This window comes from Nonomuraea sp. NPDC050394, assembly GCF_044459065.1.
GTDB lineage: Bacteria > Actinomycetota > Actinomycetes > Streptosporangiales > Streptosporangiaceae > Nonomuraea.
On sequence record NZ_JBITIO010000005.1, the window covers coordinates 228,941 to 246,914 of the forward strand.

The 17,974-nt window shown below is 69.8% G+C and carries 15 protein-coding genes; 8 read left to right on the plus strand and 7 right to left on the minus strand.

Annotated features, from left to right (window positions below):
• Window positions 1–81 precede the first annotated feature (81 nt).
• Window positions 82–690 (plus strand): dihydrofolate reductase family protein, encoded by a 609-nt coding sequence (locus tag ACIBKY_RS22000; RefSeq protein ID WP_397098820.1) that lies wholly within the window; start codon window positions 82–84, stop codon window positions 688–690.
• Between the two features lie 182 nt (window positions 691–872).
• Here ACIBKY_RS22000 and ACIBKY_RS22005 read toward each other — a convergent pair whose 3' ends face one another.
• Window positions 873–1,640, minus strand: coding sequence for an acyl-CoA thioester hydrolase/BAAT C-terminal domain-containing protein (locus tag ACIBKY_RS22005; protein WP_397098822.1), 768 nt, complete (start codon window positions 1,638–1,640; stop codon window positions 873–875).
• 60 nt (window positions 1,641–1,700) lie between these two features.
• Between ACIBKY_RS22005 and ACIBKY_RS22010 the strand changes: the two genes are divergently transcribed.
• On the plus strand, window positions 1,701–2,798 hold the full coding sequence (locus ACIBKY_RS22010; RefSeq protein WP_397098824.1) for a winged helix DNA-binding domain-containing protein: 1,098 nt from the start codon (window positions 1,701–1,703) through the stop codon (window positions 2,796–2,798).
• Window positions 2,799–2,929: 131 nt separating this feature from the next.
• Here the strand turns inward: ACIBKY_RS22010 and ACIBKY_RS22015 are convergent, their stop codons facing one another.
• Window positions 2,930–4,111 carry a hypothetical protein gene (locus ACIBKY_RS22015; protein ID WP_397098826.1) on the minus strand — a complete coding sequence of 394 codons (1,182 nt, stop codon included), beginning with the start codon at window positions 4,109–4,111 and terminating at the stop codon, window positions 2,930–2,932.
• A 114-nt stretch (window positions 4,112–4,225) separates the two neighbouring features.
• Window positions 4,226–5,842, minus strand: a complete 1,617-nt coding sequence (locus ACIBKY_RS22020; protein ID WP_397098828.1) for a dolichyl-phosphate-mannose--protein mannosyltransferase — start codon at window positions 5,840–5,842, stop codon at window positions 4,226–4,228.
• 78 nt (window positions 5,843–5,920) lie between these two features.
• Here ACIBKY_RS22020 and rsmI point away from each other — a divergent pair, with 78 nt between their 5' ends.
• A complete protein-coding gene (rsmI, locus tag ACIBKY_RS22025) occupies window positions 5,921–6,769 on the plus strand; it encodes a 16S rRNA (cytidine(1402)-2'-O)-methyltransferase (RefSeq protein ID WP_397098830.1) in 849 nt (282 codons plus the stop codon).
• A 10-nt stretch (window positions 6,770–6,779) separates the two neighbouring features.
• Window positions 6,780–8,351 carry a dolichyl-phosphate-mannose--protein mannosyltransferase gene (locus ACIBKY_RS22030; protein ID WP_397098832.1) on the plus strand — a complete coding sequence of 524 codons (1,572 nt, stop codon included), beginning with the start codon at window positions 6,780–6,782 and terminating at the stop codon, window positions 8,349–8,351.
• Here the strand turns inward: ACIBKY_RS22030 and ACIBKY_RS22035 are convergent.
• Complete coding sequence (locus ACIBKY_RS22035; protein WP_397098834.1) at window positions 8,302–9,822, minus strand: hypothetical protein; 1,521 nt, start codon at window positions 9,820–9,822, stop codon at window positions 8,302–8,304. The genes ACIBKY_RS22030 and ACIBKY_RS22035 overlap by 50 nt on opposite strands.
• Window positions 9,823–9,922: 100 nt before the next feature.
• On the opposite strand from ACIBKY_RS22035, the gene ACIBKY_RS22040 reads away from it, so the two are divergent.
• The 3 genes from ACIBKY_RS22040 to ACIBKY_RS22050 all read left to right on the plus strand — a co-directional run bounded on the left by ACIBKY_RS22040 (window position 9,923) and on the right by ACIBKY_RS22050 (window position 13,146).
• Complete coding sequence (locus tag ACIBKY_RS22040) at window positions 9,923–11,146, plus strand: glycosyltransferase family 2 protein (RefSeq protein ID WP_397099457.1); 1,224 nt, start codon at window positions 9,923–9,925, stop codon at window positions 11,144–11,146.
• Between the two features lie 114 nt (window positions 11,147–11,260).
• Window positions 11,261–11,953 (plus strand): two-component system response regulator CseB, encoded by a 693-nt coding sequence (gene cseB, locus ACIBKY_RS22045; protein WP_397098836.1) that lies wholly within the window; start codon window positions 11,261–11,263, stop codon window positions 11,951–11,953.
• Window positions 11,950–13,146 carry an ATP-binding protein gene (locus tag ACIBKY_RS22050; protein ID WP_397098838.1) on the plus strand — a complete coding sequence of 399 codons (1,197 nt, stop codon included), beginning with the start codon at window positions 11,950–11,952 and terminating at the stop codon, window positions 13,144–13,146. Before cseB ends, ACIBKY_RS22050 begins: the two co-directional genes overlap by 4 nt.
• A gap of 2 nt (window positions 13,147–13,148) precedes the next feature.
• Here the strand turns inward: ACIBKY_RS22050 and ACIBKY_RS22055 are convergent, their stop codons facing one another.
• Together ACIBKY_RS22055 and ACIBKY_RS22060 are read right to left on the minus strand one after the other, a co-directional pair.
• Window positions 13,149–14,315 carry a Cmx/CmrA family chloramphenicol efflux MFS transporter gene (locus tag ACIBKY_RS22055; protein WP_397098840.1) on the minus strand — a complete coding sequence of 389 codons (1,167 nt, stop codon included), beginning with the start codon at window positions 14,313–14,315 and terminating at the stop codon, window positions 13,149–13,151.
• A gap of 63 nt (window positions 14,316–14,378) precedes the next feature.
• Window positions 14,379–14,951, minus strand: a complete 573-nt coding sequence (locus ACIBKY_RS22060) for a TetR/AcrR family transcriptional regulator (RefSeq protein WP_397098842.1) — start codon at window positions 14,949–14,951, stop codon at window positions 14,379–14,381.
• A 72-nt stretch (window positions 14,952–15,023) separates the two neighbouring features.
• Here ACIBKY_RS22060 and metG point away from each other — a divergent pair, with 72 nt between their 5' ends.
• On the plus strand, window positions 15,024–16,814 hold the full coding sequence (gene metG / locus ACIBKY_RS22065) for a methionine--tRNA ligase (protein ID WP_397098844.1): 1,791 nt from the start codon (window positions 15,024–15,026) through the stop codon (window positions 16,812–16,814).
• On the opposite strand, the gene ACIBKY_RS22070 is transcribed toward metG, so the two are convergent.
• Window positions 16,750–17,958 (minus strand): FAD-dependent monooxygenase, encoded by a 1,209-nt coding sequence (locus ACIBKY_RS22070; protein WP_397098846.1) that lies wholly within the window; start codon window positions 17,956–17,958, stop codon window positions 16,750–16,752. The genes metG and ACIBKY_RS22070 overlap by 65 nt on opposite strands.
• Window positions 17,959–17,974: the final 16 nt, after the last annotated feature.

Sequence of the window (17,974 nt, forward strand, 5' to 3'; positions counted from 1 at the left end):
AATTCGTAGGGAGACCTTAAGCCGCTCCCGGCACGCTGTGGGCACAGACAGAGAGCAGGAAGAAACAGAGGGAGCGGGAAGATGGCGAGCAAGCTGATCGTCGGGACGTTCGTGTCGCTGGACGGCGTCATGCAGGGGCCCGGCGGCCCGACCGAGGATGAGTCCAACGGGTTCACGCGAGGTGGATGGTTGCCGGCCCACGTCGACCAGGACTTCAACGAGATCATGGCGGACGTTCTCGACCGGGCGGACGGGATGCTGCTGGGGCGCAGGTCGTACGACATTCTCGCCTCGTACTGGCCGGACGTGTCGGACGAGGACGGCGGCGCCAAGATCAACAGCATGGCCAAGTACGTCACCACCCGCTCGCCCAAGGAGGTGACGTGGAACAACAGCCACGTGCTTCAGGGCGAGGCCGCGCAGACGGTGGCCGAGCTCAAGAAGAGCACCGACGGGGTCATTCTCGTGCAGGGGAGCAGCGACCTGCTGCGCACCCTTCAGGAGGCCGAGCTGGTGGACGAGTATCACCTGCTGGTCTTCCCCGTCGTGGTCGGCGAGGGGAAGCGGCTGTTCTCGGAGGGGACGGTGCCCGCGGGGCTCAAGCTGGCCGCGTCGCGGGTGACCAGCACCGGGGTGGTGCATCTGGTGTACGAGTGGGCCGGGGCGCCGCTCTACGGGACGGTCGCCTAGCCGGGAATGTTCTTGGCCGGGGGGTGGTTACACAACCCGTAGCCGGTGTGTCCAGTGTCCCAGGGCCTCATCTACCGCCTTCGCGGACTACCGTTCGGCTGGAGCCGCGTTGTGCATTTCGCCGATAGGCGACCTGCGCACCGTCTACTGAAGAAGGGCCTACGCCTCGCGTGGGCCCTTCTTCATGTCCGCCCTCGAAGTGCCCTGAGGATCTCGGGCCACGCCCTTTCCCCGAGTTCGGCGTCGGCGTGCGGGCTTCCGCCGTACGCGTAGGAGGCCGATGGCGCGGGGGCGGGCTCGCCGGGCAGGCGCGGGCGGTGGCCGGCCCGCGGGTGGGAGACGAGGCGGACCTCGCGCCGGGCGGCCAGGGTGTGCGCGAACGTCAGGGACGGCCACATCTGGTCGTCGCCACCGGCAACGAGGACCACGTCGGCGCGGGAGCGTTCCAGGGGAATGGCGGACTCGGCGGGAGCCTGCGCGAGGCCACGCTCGTAGAACGCGCGGAACGAGGTGGGCGGGCCGTCGGCCGGCCAGTCCGGGGGATAGGGGGCGAAGGGGAGCGGGCGACCGCGCCAGGTCCACGAGGACCGGTACGGCCCCGCCACGCCGAACCCGGCCCAGACCACGGAGGACGGCGACAGCGCGACCACGGCCTCCACACGCGGCTCCACACAGGTGAGCGAGAGGGCCGCCTCAGCGCCCTTGGACAGCCCGAGAACGGTCAGCCGGCGCGCGCCCGCTTCGGTCAGCAGGTCGAGTCCGGTGATGAATGTCTCCAGTGGAATCTCGCAGATTCCGGGCGGTTGTCCCGGTCCGCCGAACCAGCGGATGGACAGAGCCGTCAGACCGTGTGCGGCCAGCAGGTCGCATCGGGCGGAGTCGATCCGGCCGCTGGATCCGGCCAAGACGAGGACGCCGACCTCGCCCGCACCGGCCAGGTGACTTTCCATGGTCATGGATCTTATGAGGTGGATAGTGTCGGTTCGGGCAGAGAGGACGCGGGCGGGTTCATGAACGTCGAACGAGAGCAGGTCATCGCCTTCCGGCTGCGCCGGCACCAGCTGGACGAGCGGGGCACGCTGGCCGAGGCCGCGGCCACGGCGCCGCAGAACACGCCGCCCGGGTCGGCGCAGCTGGCGCTGCGGGCCCGGGCCGAGGTGGGCGTGGCGGAGGTCGAGGCGGCGATCGCCAAGCGGCGCACGTTGATTCAGACGTGGAGCCTGCGTGGTTCGCCGTGTCTGGTGAGCAGTGCGGAGTTGCCGCTGTTCACCCGTGGGCTGCTGCCCGACGACGAGGAGTCGTGGCGGGCGCAGATGGCCGGGTTTCTGCCGATGCTCGATCAGATGGGCAGGAGCGCCAGCGCGACCATGGAGCGGGTGATCGAGGCCACCAGGGACGCGCTGGACGGGCGTACGCTCACCAAACGGGAGCTGGGTAGTGCGCTGGCTCCGCGGCTGCCGGCGGAGTTCGCGCCGTGGATGGAGCCGGACATGTTCTCGTCGTTCAGCGCCATTCTCACGCGGGCGGCTTCGCTGACGGGTGAGTTCGCGATCGCGCCCCGGGTCGGCAACGAGGCGTCGTTGATGCGGGTGGATCAGTGGCTGGCCGGGGTGCCGGTGGACAAGGACGCGCGGGCCGGGCTGGTGCGGCGGTATCTGCGGCTCTATGGGCCCAGTACGGCTGAGGACTTCGCCTCGTGGGCCGGAGTCAGCGTCCACTACGCGGCGCGCTCCTGGGCGAAGGTCGCGGGGGAGATGGCCGAGGCGGGCGGGGGGTTCGTGCTGGCCGAGGATCTGGCCGAGCTCAAGGGTGCCGGGCGGCCCAAGGGGATGCGGTTGCTGCCGCCGTACGAGCCGTTTCTGCAGTTGCGTGACCGGGGCACGCTGGCGCCGGACCCGGGGCTGCGGCCGCGGATCTGGAGGAAGACCGGCAACCCCGGGGTGATCCTTCTGGACGGCGAGACGGCGGGGTTGTGGCGGCAGCAGAAGAAGGGCGCCAAGCTGATGATCACGGTCGAGGGGGAGGTCGATCGGGACACGGTCGCGGCCGAGGCCGCGCCCTACGCGGAGTTCCGCGGGTGCACGGAAGTACAGGTCATCCAGGGCTGACGCGGGGGGTGCGTGGAGGTGAAGGTCGTCCAGGGCTGACGCGGGGGGTGCGTGGAGGTGAAGGTCGTCCAGGGCTGACGCGGGGGGTGCGTGGAGGTGAAGGTCGTCCAGGGCTTACGTGGGGGCGAGGGTCAGCCGGGGCTGACGTATTGGCGTGGGCGGAGCGCGTGTGACCGTAGTGCGGCCAGGGCGGCCAGGTGGCCGGTGGGCGTCAGCCGTACCACCAGCTCGTCGCCGAAGGCGAGGTCGAGGGCGGTGAGCTGTCCGACGAGGTCGGACAGCGGCCGGGAGATGTCCTCGCGGCCTGTCGCCGGGTGCCAGCCCTCGCCCCCGACGATCTCGGCCACGCGGGTGTTCAGCTCCTGCGGCGACATCACGCTGCCGTCGGCGAGCAGCATGAGCGCGGCCTCCCGGACCGAGAGGTCGAACTCGTGGTCCACGCGGGAGAGCAGCAGCCCGGTGGCGGTCGCCCACATCTGCTCCGGTGAGCGCAGCAGGCGCCGGCCCTCGTCGGTGATGGTCAGCTTGGAACCGTCGCGCAGCAGCGCTCCGAGATCGTGTTCGGCCACCTCGCGCAGGCGCAGCGCCTCGGGCGATGGCGCCAGGCGCAGCGGGAGGCTTTCCGAGGAGGCCAGGGTGAGCAGCCGGTGCAGTGCGGGCAGCGGCTGGTGGGGGATGGGGGCGTGCAGACGCACCTCGAACGGCTGCGCCAGCTCGCGCCTGGCCGGGCCGCGGCCCAGGACCCAGCGGTTGAGGCGCTCGCCGTGCACGCGGTTGAGCCAGCTGTCGCCGCCGAGTTCGGTACGCGGCTCGGTGAGCCAGCGGCGGGTGAGCGCGACGCGGTCGATCTCCTCGCCGGACAGGATGGCCAGTTCGAGCGCGGCGGAGCAGGCCACGTGGGCGCCCAGCTCCTCCGGGCCCATGATCATGCTCCAGCGCAGGTCCGGGACGTCGGGAGGGAGCACGCCCGTGGCTTCGAGCGCCTCCTGGTAGGCGGCGGTGCCGGCGTCCTCGCCGTCGCGGGCGTAGGTGCGCAGGATCTGGGTGGTCGTGGGGGAGTCGCACAGGGCGGCGTAGCGCTCCAGGCCGCCGATGGCCAGGAGCCGGCCGAGGGAGCGGGCCAGCCGCTCGTGGTCGCCGCCCACCTTCAGCGGAAGCGTGTACCAGAGAAACTCGCATACATCGAGCTGGGTCACCGTCTCCAACGGCTCCCCGCCCGTCAGCCACTCGACTGCGGTCCTGGCATCCTCGGCCAGGTCCGGCTCGGAGCGCTCCAACTCCGTGAGAAGCGCTGTGACATCCGGTGCACTCATGCCTCGAAGTTTGCCGTATGGACCCCAGGCCTGACGATGACCGAATCCGGTGCGTATTGGGTCGTGCACAGTGGCTACCCTATGAATTCATCCTATTGCGGCTTGTGATGCGGGTCAGATCCAGCGTTTGTCGAAGAGCATGCGTGCCTTCCACTCCGCGTAGGGGATCAGATCGGCGGTCAGGATGGGGTGCAACCACCAGAAATTCACCAGAGCCAGCAAGGCGAACGCGCCGACCGCGGCGGCCCCGACGGTACGCCGCATCGGCAGCGGACTGCCCGGAGGCGTCGCGGGGCCGATCAGCAGACCGGCACAGAGCGTGATGGCCAGCACCATGAAGGGAATCATAGGGATCGCGTAGAACAGGAACATCGTCCGGTTGTCCGCGATCGCGTAGTAGAACCACGGCAGCCAGCCCACCGCGTACGCCAGCAGCACCGCGCCCGCCCGCCAGTCCCGCGAGGCGACGTACCAGGCGATCAACGCCACCAGCGCGGCCAGCGCCCCGAACCAGATCACCGGCGTGCCCACGCCGAGCACCGCCTCCGAGCAGTCCTTGACGCCGCAGCCGGGCAGGTTGCCCTGGTAGTAGAAGGCGACCGGCCGCAGCAGCAGCGGCCACTGCCACGGCTCCGACTGGTAGGGGTGCGTGGACTCCAGGCCGGTGTGGAAGCCGAGCACCTGCACCTGGTAGTTGAACCACGACTTGGCCGAGTCGATGACGAAGTAGAGCGGCCCTGACGAGGTCGCCTGCGCCCAGTTGCGGCCGTAGCCGTCGGCGCTGGCGAACCAGCCCGCCCAGGTGGCGACGTACGTGACCGCGGGAACCAGCGCCACCGCGCCCAGCCAGGTAGGCGCGTCCTTGCCGAAGGCCCCCGCGTACGGCCTGCGCAGCCCGACCGCCCGGCGCGCTCCCATGTCCCAGATCAGCGACATGATCCCGAACGCGATGAGGAAGAAGATGCCCGACCACTTGACCGCGCACGCGGCGCCCAGGCACACCCCGGCGGCGATCCGCCACGGCCGCCAGCCCAGCCACGGGCCCTCCGGCGTCATCGGCGAGGTCTCGTACCAGTCGACCAGCCGCCCGCGCATCCTGTCCCGGTCGACCACCAGGCAGGCGAACCCGGCCAGCACCCAGAACATGAGGAAGATGTCGAGCAGCGCGGTGCGCGAGAGCACGAAGTGCAGGCCGTCGAGTGCCAGCAGCAGGCCGGCGAAGCAGCCGAGCAGCGTCGAACGCGTCATCCGGCGCGCCAGCCGGGCGATGACCAGGATCGACAGCGTGCCGACGATGGCGGCGGCGACGCGCCAGCCGTACGGGTTCATGCCGAACAGCCACTCGCCGAAGCCGATCATCCATTTGCCGAGCGGCGGGTGCACGACGTAGGAGGCACACTTGTCGAGTGCGTCCTGCGTGCACTTCTGCCAGATGTCGGTGTTGCCGGCGAGCAGCGCCTTGTCGGCGTCCTTGATCGCGACCTTCTCGACGCCCCAGGTGATCAGCGAGAAGGAGTCCTTGGCGTAATAGGTCTCGTCGAAGACGACGGCCTTCGGATGGCCGAGGTTGACGAAACGCAGCACCCCGCCGAACACCGTGATCAGAAGCGGGCCCACCCAGCCCCAGAGCACGCTGCCGCGCATCGGCGGGACCAGCCGGTCACGCACCGACCGCGGCTGCGGCTTGTTCGGATCGTCCACGGCCCGGTACTGGAAATCGGTCACGGCCATTCGGACATCGTACGGGCCCCAAGCCGTGGAATAGATAAGAAACACGGTGCAATTGGGGTGCCCTGCGACAATGGCCGGGTGACACATGACGGCAAGTTGGTGCTGGCAGGAGCCCCGATCGGGCAAGCGGGAGACGTCTCCCCCCGGCTGAGACAGGCGCTCGAAGGCGCGGACGTGATCGCGGCCGAGGACACCAGAAGGCTGCGCAGGCTGGCGCATGACATCGGCGCGGAGATCACCGGCCGCGTGGTGTCGTACTACGACGCCAACGAGGCCGGGCGTGCCCAGGAGCTCGTCGAGACGCTCAAGGAGGGCCGCACCGTCGTCGTGATCACCGACGCCGGGATGCCGGGCGTGTCCGACCCCGGCTACCGCCTCACGCTTCTGGCCGTCGAGGCGGGCGTCACGGTCACCGCGCTGCCCGGCCCGTCCGCGGTCACGACCGCGCTGGCGATCTCCGGGCTGCCCAGCGACCGCTTCTGCTTCGAGGGCTTCCCGCCGCGCAAGGGCGGTGAGCGGGCGCGCCGTCTGGGCGCGCTGGCCGAGGAGGAGCGCACGATGGTCTTCTTCGAGGCGCCGCACCGCCTGGCCGGCTCACTGGCCGCGATGGCCGCCGCCTTCGGCGCCGACCGTCCCGCCGCGGTCTGCCGCGAGCTCACCAAGACCTATGAGGAGGTACGGCGCGGCGGCCTGGCCGAGCTCGCGGCCTGGGCCGAGGCCGGCGTCAAGGGCGAGATCACGGTCGTCGTGGCAGGTCACACGGCCGGAGCCGGCGAACAGGACATCGAGGCGCTCGTCGCCGAGGTCGACCGCAGGGCCGAGGCGGGAACCCAGCGTAAGCAGGCCGTCGCGGACGTGGCCAAGGAGGCCGGGATTCCCAAACGAGAGCTGTACGACGCGGTTCACAGGAGATCCCCAACGCCATAGGGTGCGCATCGTGAAGAACTGGGGGGTTTCCGCACAGCGGCTGGTTCCGCCGATGCAGGAGGGCGCGTTGTGGGGGTGGCTCGGCCCCGCCCTCGTCGCCGCCTTCGGCGCGATCCTGCGGTTCTTCCGGCTGGGCGAGCCGCACTCCGTGGTCTTCGACGAGACGTACTACATCAAGGACGCCTACTCACTCCTCAAGTACGGCGTCGAGCGGACCTTCCTCGGCGACTCCAAGAACCCCATCGCCGACCAGCGCCTGATCACCGGCAACCTGGACATCTTCAAGCAGTGCGCGGAATCGGCGGAGTGCGCCAGTTACGTCGCCCATCCGCCGCTCGGCAAGTGGATGATCGCCGTGGGCGAGTGGATGTTCGGCATGACCCCGTTCGGCTGGCGCTTCATGGCCGCCGTCGCCGGCACGCTGTCCATCCTGATCCTGGCCCGCGTCACCCGCCGGATGACCCGCTCGACGCTGCTGGGCTGCCTGGCCGGGCTCCTGCTGGCGCTGGACGGGCTGCACCTGGTGCTGTCGCGCACCGCGCTGCTGGACATCTTCGTGATGTTCTGGGTGCTGGCCGGGTTCGCCTGCCTGGTGACCGACCGGGACCACGCGCGGCGGCGGCTGGCCGACTGGTACGAGCGTTCGCGGCTGTCGGACCAGGGGCCGCGGCTCGGGTGGCGGCCCTGGCGGCTGGCCGCCGGGGTCTGCATGGGCGCGGCCTGCGCGGTCAAGTGGTCGGGGCTGCCGTTCCTGCTGGCGTTCTTCCTGCTGTCGTTCGTGTGGGACATGGGGGCCAGGCGGGCGGTCGGGCTGCGGCAGCCGTACAGGGGGGCCTTCTCGCTCGATCTCGCGCCGGCGATGGGCGCGCTCGCCGCGGTGCCGGCGGCGGTCTTCACGCTCTCGTGGACGGGCTGGTTCGCCTCGGCGCACGGGTGGGGGCGCAACTGGGAGCAGGCGACCTCGTCCGGGCCGGTCTTCTTCGTGCTGGACTCGGTGCGGTCGTGGGTGAAGTACCAGCTGCAGGTGCTCGGCTACCACACCGGGCTGGTCGAGGGGCATCCCTACCAGTCGAAGCCGTGGGAGTGGCTGGTGCTCAAACGGCCCGTCTCCTTCCACTACGAGGGCGATCTGCCGCCGGCGGGCTGCGGGGCCGACAAGTGCTCGCAGGCCGTGCTCGGGGTCGGCACGCCCGCGCTCTGGTACGCGGCGCTGTTCGCGCTCGTCGCGCTCATCGTCTGGTACGTGGCCACGCGTGACTGGCGGGCGGGGGCGGTGCTGCTGGCGTACGCCGCGGGGTGGCTGCCCTGGGTGTACTACTGGCTGGCCGACAAGCGCACCATGTACCTGTTCTACATGGTGCCGCTCGTGCCGTTCATGGCCATGGCGCTCGCGCTGGTCGGCGGGCTCGTGCTCGGCAGGCAGAACGCGCCGCCCATGCGGCGGGCCGGGGGCGGCGCCGCCGTCGGGGCGTTCACGCTCGTCGTGCTGATCAACTTCTGGTGGCTGTATCCGGTCCTGTCGTCGGAGACGATCACGCACGCTCAGTGGTGGGCTCGGATGCTGATGCGCTCGTGGGTGTGACCTTCCCCTTGATGCCGTTCCGCAGGGTGATCGCGGCCGCGACGCAGGCGAGGGGTACGGCCGGCAGCACGTACCGGTAGTCGAACTCGGCCGTGGCGGCCGGGGCCAGGAGCAGTCCGAACGCGGCCAGCCACGGCAGCGCCACCGGCCCGCCCCAGGTGCGCCAGCGGACGGCCACGCCGTACAGGCCGATCAGGAGGATGCCGCCGAGCATGATGCCGCGCAGGTAGAACACCTTCTGGTAGCCGCTCATGATGTCGGCCCAGGGGCTGACGATGCGGGTCTCCGGAGGGCCCTGCTCGTAGGCGTAGGCGTCGGTGTCGGTACGGCCCTGCGCGTAGGAGGGCCAGGTGGGCAGGCGTTTCGGCTTGCCGTTGACGAGCTCGTAGTAGGGCCGGAACTCGTACATGTTGTAGGTGGAGGCGTCCGGGAAGCGCGGGCGGCCCCAGTGGAAGGAGCGCAGGAAGTCGCGGCCCACGACCTGGAGGTAGTCACCGGGCTGGGACAGGATCGCGCGCATGGCGAACTTGCTGGCCGCGTCGTTCTTGACCGACTCGAACGTCTTGCCGCCCAGGCGGTGCAGCGGCTGGCCGTACTCGGAGCGCCACAGGTACCACTGCGCGTACTCGGGACGCTGGCTGACCGGCTCCTCGATGCACAGCAGAGCGATGTCGAGTTCCTTGCGCGGATCGACGTTCATCTTCGAGCAGTCGGCGAAGATGGCGGTGCGCATGTAGAGGATGAGCCCGTCGCTGTTGGTCATCGCGAATTTGCCGAAACTTGTGGAGAACCACGCCATGTAGCAGAGCACCGGAACCGCGCACGCAGTGATCATCGCGACAATCGGCCGCCAGCCCACCCGCTTCACCAGCAGGTACGCCACGACCAGCGCCAGGATCGGCAACCCGATCGAACGAGTCAGCCAGGTCAGCGCCAGCAGCACCCCCACCAGCGCGCCGATCTTCCACGACATCCGCCGGTTCCACAGCACCAGCGTGATCACGCCCACGACCAGCAGGGTGAACATGGCGTCCGACATGATCAGCTGCTCGAGCTGGATCTGGTACGCGTCGAACAGCACCGGCGCCGCCGCCAGCGTCGCGCCCCACGTCGGCAGGCCGAACTTGCGCCGCAGCAGCGCGTAGATCAACGCGGCCGTGGCCAGGCCCATGACGTGCTGCGTGAAGGTGACCAGGGCGAAGCTGTGGAACGGCTTCAGCGCCAGCAGCCAGAATCCGTAGCCGTCCGGCCTGATCGGGTGCGGCCTCGGGTGCAGGGCGACCGAGACGTACTCGTAGGAGTCGTTGAACCACATCGCCGGGCCGTACCCGAGCATGGTCACGAGCCGCAGCAACCCGCCCACGGCGAACGCTGCGGCGAACACCCGATGACGGCGCAGGAACGAGCGCAGACGCGCGGTTCGGCCACGGGCGGAGTCGTCCACTGGGGTTATCTCCGCGACGCTCACCATGGCAACAAGAATGCCAGGCGTTTTTCGGACTTGACCCGAGCATGGGTGGGCAGACGGCATGATGGTGTGCTGGATGTGCCGTGACTGGAAGGGCTACGACGTGGAACTGACGGTGGTCATGCCTTGCCTCAACGAGGCGGAGACCGTGGAAGTCTGTGTCCGCAAGGCGCTTGCGTGCATGGAGGAGCACGGGATCGAGGGCGAGGTGCTCATCGCCGACAACGGCAGCACCGACGGTTCCCAGCAACTGGCCAGGGACGCGGGCGCCCGTGTGGTCCACGTTGACGCGAAGGGCTACGGCAACGCGTTGATGGGCGGCATCAGGGCCGCGCGTGGCAAGTACGTCATCATGGGCGACGCCGACGACTCCTATGACTTCACCGGCCTGCTGCCCTTCGTCGAGCAGCTGCGCGAGGGCGCCGACCTCGTCATGGGCAACCGGTTCAAGGGCGGCATCGCCCCCGGCGCCATGCCCCCGCTCCACCGCTATCTCGGCAACCCCGTCCTGTCGTTCGTCGGCAGGCTGTTCTTCCCGAGCGCCATCGGCGACTTCCACTGCGGCCTGCGCGGCTTCCGCCGCGAGTCGATCCTGCGCCTCGGGCTGCAGACCGGCGGCATGGAGTTCGCCAGCGAGATGGTCGTCAAGTCCACGCTCCAGGGACTCGACGTGCGCGAGGTCCCGACCACGCTCTCGCCCGACGGCCGCTCCCGCCCGCCGCACCTGCGCTCCTGGCGCGACGGCTGGCGCCACCTGCGTTTCCTGCTCCTCTACAGCCCGAAGTGGCTGTTCTTCATCCCCGGGCTCGCGCTCATGCTCGTCGGCCTGATCGCCGGCACCGCGCTGACCTTCGGCCCGGTCCGGATCGGCGAACTCGCCTTCGACGTCGACACCCTGGTCGGGGCGTCGGCCATGGTGGTCATCGGCTTCCAGGCGGCGCTGTTCGCCCTGTTCACGAAGGTGTACGCGGCGGAGGAGGGCTTCCTGCCCGAATCGCCACGGGTCCGCAAGCTGATCAGCATCGTGACCCTGGAGAAAGGCCTCGTGGTCGGTGGCCTGCTGGCCCTGGCCGGTCTGATCGGGCTGGTCATGTCGCTGGTGCACTGGCAGGTGCGCAGCTTCGGCGAACTGGACCCGCGTGAGTCCCTGCGCCTCGTGGTGCCGGCGGCCACAGCGTTCATCATGAGCTTCCAGACCATCTTCGCCTCGCTGTTCATCAGCATCCTGGGCATCCGGCGCAGCCGCGAGACCCCGGTCGACTACGCGGCCAAGGCCGCCGAGGAGGCCGCGGAAGCGGTCACCCGCGAGGACTCCACCACCCGCTAGAGGCATCCCCCGCGCGGGCGCTTCCGACCTTGGTCTGATTCACGGCTGATACATGCCCGAGGTGGAGTGGACGCGCGCGTACGGCACCATGGGTGTGTCGACGTAAGGGGTGAAATGTCTGGTTTTCGGGAGGAGGCTCCCGTCAGGGTGCTGCTCGTCGAGGACGACGAGGTGATCCGCAAGGCGGTCGCCATGGCGCTGGAGCGCTACGGCTACCGCGTGAGCACCGCCCAAGACGGCCTCACCGGACTGGAGATGTCCCGGGAAGGCGGCCACGACCTGCTGCTCCTCGACGTCATGCTGCCCGGCCTGGACGGCATCGGCCTGTGCAGGAAGGTCAGGGAGACGAGCCTCGCGCCGATCCTGATGATGTCGGCCCGCGGCGACTCGCTCGACGTGGTCTCCGGGCTGGAAGCGGGTGCCGACGACTACGTGGTGAAACCGGTCGACACCGCCGTGCTCGTGGCGAGGATTCGGTCGCTGCTGCGGCGTGCCGCCCCGGCCCCGGAGTCCGCCGGAACCGGGGCGCTCGTCTTCGGCGATCTGTCCATCGACCGGGACGGTCTGGAGGTGACCCGGGCCGGACAGCCGGTCGCGCTGGCTCCCACCGAGCTACGGCTGCTGCTGGAGTTCGCGGCCAACCCCGGGATCGTCCTGGACCGCCAGACGCTGCTCACCAACGTCTGGGACTACGGCTGGAACGGCGACAGCCGCGTCGTCGACCTGTGCGTGCAGCGGCTGCGCAAGAAGATCGGCGCCGACCGGATCGAGACCGTGCGCGGCTTCGGCTACAAGCTGCGCCGGTGAGGTCCCTTCGCTGGCGGATCGCCGCCCTGGTGGCCCTGGCCTGCTGCGCGGTGGCCGTGGTCGTCGGCGTGCTGGTCCACCGGGACACGCTCGAACGCTCCTTGCAGGTGGGCAGGGAGCGCGCGTACAACGCGCTGGCCGACATGCGGAAGGAGGGGGCGGGGCAGGACAAGCCGGCCGAGGAGATCCCGCCGCCTCTCCTGACCCAGATGCGCCTGTCGGACGAACCGGTCTACTGGTTCGACGACCGCGAACCGGAGAGCCCCTGGATGTGGGGCGGCCTGCGCGAAGGCGACCAGTTGCTGACCGTGCAAGTGGACATGGGCGTGCACATGCGGGCTTTGGTGGCCTTCGACCGGGACGTCGCCCAGGCCTCGCTCGGCGCGCTCGCGGTGATCGTCCCGCTGTCGCTGCTGCTGGCCGAACTGCCCAACCGCCGGCTGCGGCGGGTGGCGGGAACCGCGCGGCGGATCGCGGAGGGCGACCTGGACGCCCGCATCGCCGGCCCCGTCCGCCGCGGTGACGAGATCGCCGAGATCTCCACGGCCGTCGACTCGATGGCCGACAGCCTCCAGAACCGCCTCAGGAACGAACAGCGCTTCACCGCCGACGTCGCCCACGAACTGCGCACCCCGCTCATGGGCCTGGTCACCTCCGCCGAGCTGCTGCCGGAAGGGGAGGCGACCGACCTGGTCCGCGACCGGGTGCGCGTGCTGCGCGCCCTCGTCGAGGACCTGCTGGAGATCTCTCGCCTGGACGCGGGCGCCGAGCACGCCGACCTCAGGCCCGTCGCGCTCGCCGACGTCGTCGCGGCCTCTCTGGAGCGGACCGCCCTCCCCGTACGGCTGGCCGTCACCACCCCGGGCACCGCCGAGACCGACCCCCGCCGCCTCGATCGCATCCTGGCCAACCTGGTCATCAACGCCCACCGCCACGGCGGCGCCCCCGTGGAGGTGACGGTGGACGGCACGACGATCGTGGTCCGCGACCACGGCCCGGGTTTCCCCGCCGGCCTGCTGGCCGACGGCCCGCAGCGCTTCCGCACCGGAGCCGCGGAGCGCGGCCGGGGGCACGGCCTGGGCCTGACGATCGCGACGGGCCAGGCCCGTGTCATCGGCGCCGCCCTCGTCCTGGCCAACGCTCCGGACGGCGGCGCCGTCGCCACCGTTCGCCTGCCGCCTCCGGCAGGGTGAGCTCACACCGCGACGGGGACGGCGCGGCGGTGCAGCGCGTGGCCCAGCGCGCCCAGTCCCAGCGCGCCCGCCGCCATGGCGGCGCCCACCCAGCCCACGGACGAATAGCCGAACCCGGCGCTGATGCCCAGTCCCGCCAGCCAGGGGGCGAGGGTGTTGCCGACGTTGAACGCCGAGACGTTCGTGGACCCGGCCAGCGTCGCGGCGGAGCCGGCCAGGGCGTACACGCGGACGCTGACCGCCGGGTTGGTGGCCATGCCGGCGACGCCCATGAGGAAGACCGTGACGACCATGGCCACCGGGGATGAGGCCAGGAGCGCGACGCCGGCCGAGGTGACGAGCACTCCGGCCATGCCGACGTAGAAGGTGGTGAACGGCCGGGCGTCCGCCGTACGGCCGCCGATGGTGATGCCGATGAGGCTGCCGAGCCCGAACAGGGCGAGGACCAGCGAGACCCATCCTTCGGACAGGCCGGTCGTGTCGGTCAGGAGCGCGCCGAGGTAGCCGAAGCTGGCCATCATGGAGCTGAAGCTCAGCGAGACCGCGCCATAGGTGATCCACAGCCGCAGGTTGGCCATGGCCCGCAATTCGTCGCGCAGGCGCGGTACGGCCGCCGCCGCGGCCCGCCCGGCGGGCACCAGGGCGAGGACACCGGCGAAGGCCAGCGCGGTGAGCACGGCGACGGTCCAGAAGGCGGCGCGCCAGTCGGCGTACTGGCTGATGAGCGTGCCCGCGGGCACGCCGAGGACCGTGGACAGAGTGATGCCGCCCACGACGACGGCCAGCGCCCTGGCCCTGGAGCCGGCGGGCACCATGTCGGTCGCGGCGACGGCGGCCACCCCGAAGAACCCGGCGTAGACGAAGGCGCCGACGACGCGGGTGGCGAACAGCACCCCGTAGCCGGGCGCGAGCGCGCCCACCACGTGCATGGCGACGAAGACCGCGAGGAAGGCCAGCAACGTACGGCGGCGCGGCCACCGCAAGGTGAGCGCGGCCAGGAGCGGCGCCCCGATCACCATCCCGATCGCGAACGCCGAGATCAGCAGTCCGGCGTCCGGGACGGAGACGCCCAGGTCGGCGGCCATCGCGGGCAACAGCCCGGCGAGCATGAACTCCGAGGTCCCCATGGCGAAGATCGCCAGGCCGAGGACATAGACGGCGAGGGGCATACGTCTCCCTAGTTTTAGATGGATCAGTTCAAAATGAGGGCATGCGTCAGAGACATGCGAGCGTCAGAAGGCGCCGAGCGCCGTCTGGATGATCGCCTGTGCCGCCGCGGGACCCGCGCCCCCGCGCAGCGAGACCTGGATCCCGCTGATGGAGGCGATGACGAAGTGCGCGAGCGCGGTGGCGTCCTTGTCCGCCGCGAGCTCTCCCGAGATCTTGCCCGCCTCGATCGCCGCCCGCAGGGCCTCCAGCCGCCGCGCGTAGTCCCGCTTGAGCATCGCGGCCACCTCGGCGTCGTGCGGGGCCAGTTCGATCATCGTGTTCACCACCAGGCAGCCCCGGGGGAGTCCGTCGCGGGGTTCGACGGCCTGGCGCATCAAGGTCCCGATCTTCTCGCGGACCGGTGCCGGGCCCTCCAGTGTCTCGAGGATGCCCGCGGTCCTGATGTCCATGTAGTGCCGCAGGGACTTCTTGAACAGGTGGTGCTTGCTGGTGAAGGTGTTGTAGATGCTGCTGCGGCCCAGGCCGGTGGCGGTACAGAGGTCCTGGGTCGAGGTCGCCTCGTACCCGGAGCCCAGGAACGCGCGCATCGCCGCGTCCACCGCGCGCTCCTCGTCGAACTGCCTCGGTCGTGCCATGCGGGCGACGTTACCACGTTTTGGACTGATCCATCTATTACTCCAGGTGGCGGGAACCCGTAGGCTTAGGGCATGTCCCAGCACATCTTGACCGCTGTCGCGTGGCCCTACGCCAACGGCCCCCGCCACATCGGGCACGTCTCCGGGTTCGGCGTGCCGTCCGACGTCTTCAGTCGCTACCAGCGCATGGCGGGCAACAAGGTGCTGATGGTCTCCGGCACCGACGAGCACGGCACCCCGATCCAGGTTCAGGCGGACAAGGAGGGCGTCACGGCGCGCGAGCTGGCCGACCGCTACAACCGGGTCATCGCCGAAGACCTCACCGGCCTGGGGCTGTCCTACGACCTGTTCACCCGGACCACGACGAACAACCACTACGCCGTCACACAAGAGATCTTCAAGGGCCTGTACGACAACGGCTACATCTTCCCGAAGACCACGATGGGCGCCATCTCCCCGTCCACCGGGCGCACGCTGCCCGACCGCTACATCGAGGGCACCTGCCCCATCTGCGGCTACGACGGAGCGCGCGGCGACCAGTGCGACAACTGCGGCAACCAGCTCGACCCGATCCAGCTCATCAACCCCAAGAGCCGCATCAACGGCGAGACCCCGATCTTCGCCGAGACCGAGCACTTCATGCTCGACCTGCCCGCCTTCGCCGAGGTGCTCGGCACCTACCTGCAGTCCAAGCAGGGCGAGTGGCGGCCCAACGTGCTCAAGTTCGCCCTCAACCTGCTCGGCGACCTGCAGCCCAGGGCGATCAGCCGTGACCTCGACTGGGGCGTGCCGATCCCGCTCGACGGCTGGAGCGAGCAGGCCAACAAGCGGCTCTACGTCTGGTTCGACGCGGTCATCGGCTACCTCAGCGCGAGCATCGAGTGGGCCAGGCGCAGCGGCGACCCCGACGCGTGGCGCCAGTGGTGGCAGAACCCCGACGCCAAGAGCTACTACTTCATGGGCAAGGACAACATCGTCTTCCACGCCGAGATCTGGCCGGCGATGCTGCTCGGCTACAGCGGCATCGGCGCCAGGGGCGGCAAGGCGGGCTCGCTGGGCGCGCTCAACGTGCCGTCCGAGGTGGTCTCCAGCGAGTTCCTGACGATGGAGGGCCGCAAGTTCTCCTCCTCGCGGCAGGTCGTCATCTACGTACGCGACTTCCTGGCCCGCTACGACGCCGACGCGCTGCGCTACTACATCGCGGTGGCGGGTCCGGAGAACCAGGACACCGACTTCACCTGGCAGGAGTTCGTCAACCGCAACAACGGCGAGCTCGTCGCGGCCTGGGGCAACCTGGTCAACCGCTCGATCTCGATGGCCGCCAAGAACTTCGGCGTCATCCCCGAGGCCGGCGAGCTGACCGACGCCGACCGGGCGCTGCTGGAGCGTTCGCGCGCGGCGTTCGGGCCGGTGGGCGCCGAGCTGAACCGCTCGCGGTTCAAGAACGCCATCACCGAGGCGCTCGACGTGGTCCGCGACGCCAACAAGTACCTGGCCGAGCAGGAGCCGTGGAAGCTCAAGGACGACACGGAGCGGCAGAAGTCGATCCTGTTCACCGCCCTGCAGGTCGTCGACGACGCCAAGACGATGCTGACGCCGTTCCTGCCGTCGTCGTCCAACAAGGTCCACGCCATGCTCGGCGGCGAGGGCGTCTGGTCGGGCATGCCGGAGATCCGGGAGGTCGACGAGGACGGCGGCACGCCGTACCCGGTGATCACCGGCGACTACCGGGACGGCGCGCGGTGGGAGCACCGGCCGATCAAGCCGGGCACCCCGCTCGCGCCGCCGGTGCCGCTGTTCAAGAAGCTCGACCCGAAGGTCGTGGACGAAGAGCTCGCGCGTCTGGATACTCCGGCAGAGTGATGGCCTCGGCGGTCTTCCTGACCGACTTGGCCATGATGCCCTTCCACGGCAGGTAGGGCAGGAGCTTGTAGTTCTGGTTCATGAACCAGGCCATGAACCTGTTGTCGGGGACCATGAACCTGCTGACCCCCACGGCCGACTTCTGCGCTCCGGCCACGTAGTCGCGCATGATCCGCTCGTAGGCGGCGAAACCGTCGGCGTGGCCGTGGGTGGCGATCTCCCCGGCCAGCACGTACGCGCCGACCACCGACAGCCCGGTGCCCATTCCCGACAGCGGGGACGGGCACCAGGCCGCGTCACCGACGAGCGCGATCCGCCCGCGTGACCACCGGTCCATGTGGATCTGGCTGATCGAGTCGAAGTAGAACTCCTCCGCCTCCCACATGTCCTCAAGCAGTCGCGGCACGATCCAGCCGACGTCCTTGAAGGCATCGGCCAGGAGGCGCTTCTGCTCGTCGGTGTCGTGGCGGTCGTAGGTGAGCTCCGGCGAGCCGAAGAAGAACACCGCCTTGGCCTCGGTGTTGGCCCGCGAGCTGTAGGAGGATGCCACCTTGCCGGGAACGTTCAGGCCTTGGGCGCTGTAGTTGAGGTTGAGGTGGTTGGGCGTGGTGAAGACCGCGTTGTACAGCCCCAGGTAGGTGTGGAAGCGCGATTCCGGGCCGAAGGTCAGCGACCGTACGTTGGAGTGCAGCCCGTCGGCGCCGATGACCAGGTCGAAGCGGCGGGTGGCGCCGCGCTGGAAGGTGACGGCCACGCCGTGGGCGTCCTCGTGGAGTTCGGCGATCGAGTCGCCGAAGACGTACTCCGTCTTCTCCCGCGTCCGCTCGTACAGGATGCGGCCCAGGTCGCCGCGCAGGATCTCGACGTCGCCGGCGAAGATGTCGTCGGGCATCTTGGCCAGCTTCTTGCCCGCCTCGTTGACGTTCCACAAGGCGCCCATGTGGGTCTGCTCACGCTCGATGTCGGAGAGAATTCCCATCTTGCGCAGGACGCTCAGGTGCGCCTTGCCGCGGAAGTCGACGGCGTGGCCGCCTTCACGCAGCGCGGGGGCACGTTCGACGATCGTCGTGGTGAAGCCGTAGGCGTTGAGCCAGTGGGCCAGGGCGGGGCCGGCGATGCTCGCGCCGGAGATCAGAATGTCCATGGCCGCGAGCGTGCCC

Coding starts and splice junctions, on each gene's coding strand:
- ACIBKY_RS22000 (WP_397098820.1), top strand. CDS start 82: ATGGCGAGCAAGCTGATCGTCGGGACGTTCGTGTCGCTGGACGGCGTC.
- ACIBKY_RS22005 (WP_397098822.1), bottom strand. CDS start 1,640: ATGGAAAGTCACCTGGCCGGTGCGGGCGAGGTCGGCGTCCTCGTCTTG.
- ACIBKY_RS22010 (WP_397098824.1), top strand. CDS start 1,701: ATGAACGTCGAACGAGAGCAGGTCATCGCCTTCCGGCTGCGCCGGCAC.
- ACIBKY_RS22015 (WP_397098826.1), bottom strand. CDS start 4,111: ATGAGTGCACCGGATGTCACAGCGCTTCTCACGGAGTTGGAGCGCTCC.
- ACIBKY_RS22020 (WP_397098828.1), bottom strand. CDS start 5,842: ATGGCCGTGACCGATTTCCAGTACCGGGCCGTGGACGATCCGAACAAG.
- ACIBKY_RS22035 (WP_397098834.1), bottom strand. CDS start 9,822: ATGGTGAGCGTCGCGGAGATAACCCCAGTGGACGACTCCGCCCGTGGC.
- cseB (WP_397098836.1), top strand. CDS start 11,261: ATGTCTGGTTTTCGGGAGGAGGCTCCCGTCAGGGTGCTGCTCGTCGAG.
- ACIBKY_RS22055 (WP_397098840.1), bottom strand. CDS start 14,315: ATGCCCCTCGCCGTCTATGTCCTCGGCCTGGCGATCTTCGCCATGGGG.
- ACIBKY_RS22060 (WP_397098842.1), bottom strand. CDS start 14,951: ATGGCACGACCGAGGCAGTTCGACGAGGAGCGCGCGGTGGACGCGGCG.
- metG (WP_397098844.1), top strand. CDS start 15,024: ATGTCCCAGCACATCTTGACCGCTGTCGCGTGGCCCTACGCCAACGGC.
- ACIBKY_RS22070 (WP_397098846.1), bottom strand. CDS start 17,958: ATGGACATTCTGATCTCCGGCGCGAGCATCGCCGGCCCCGCCCTGGCC.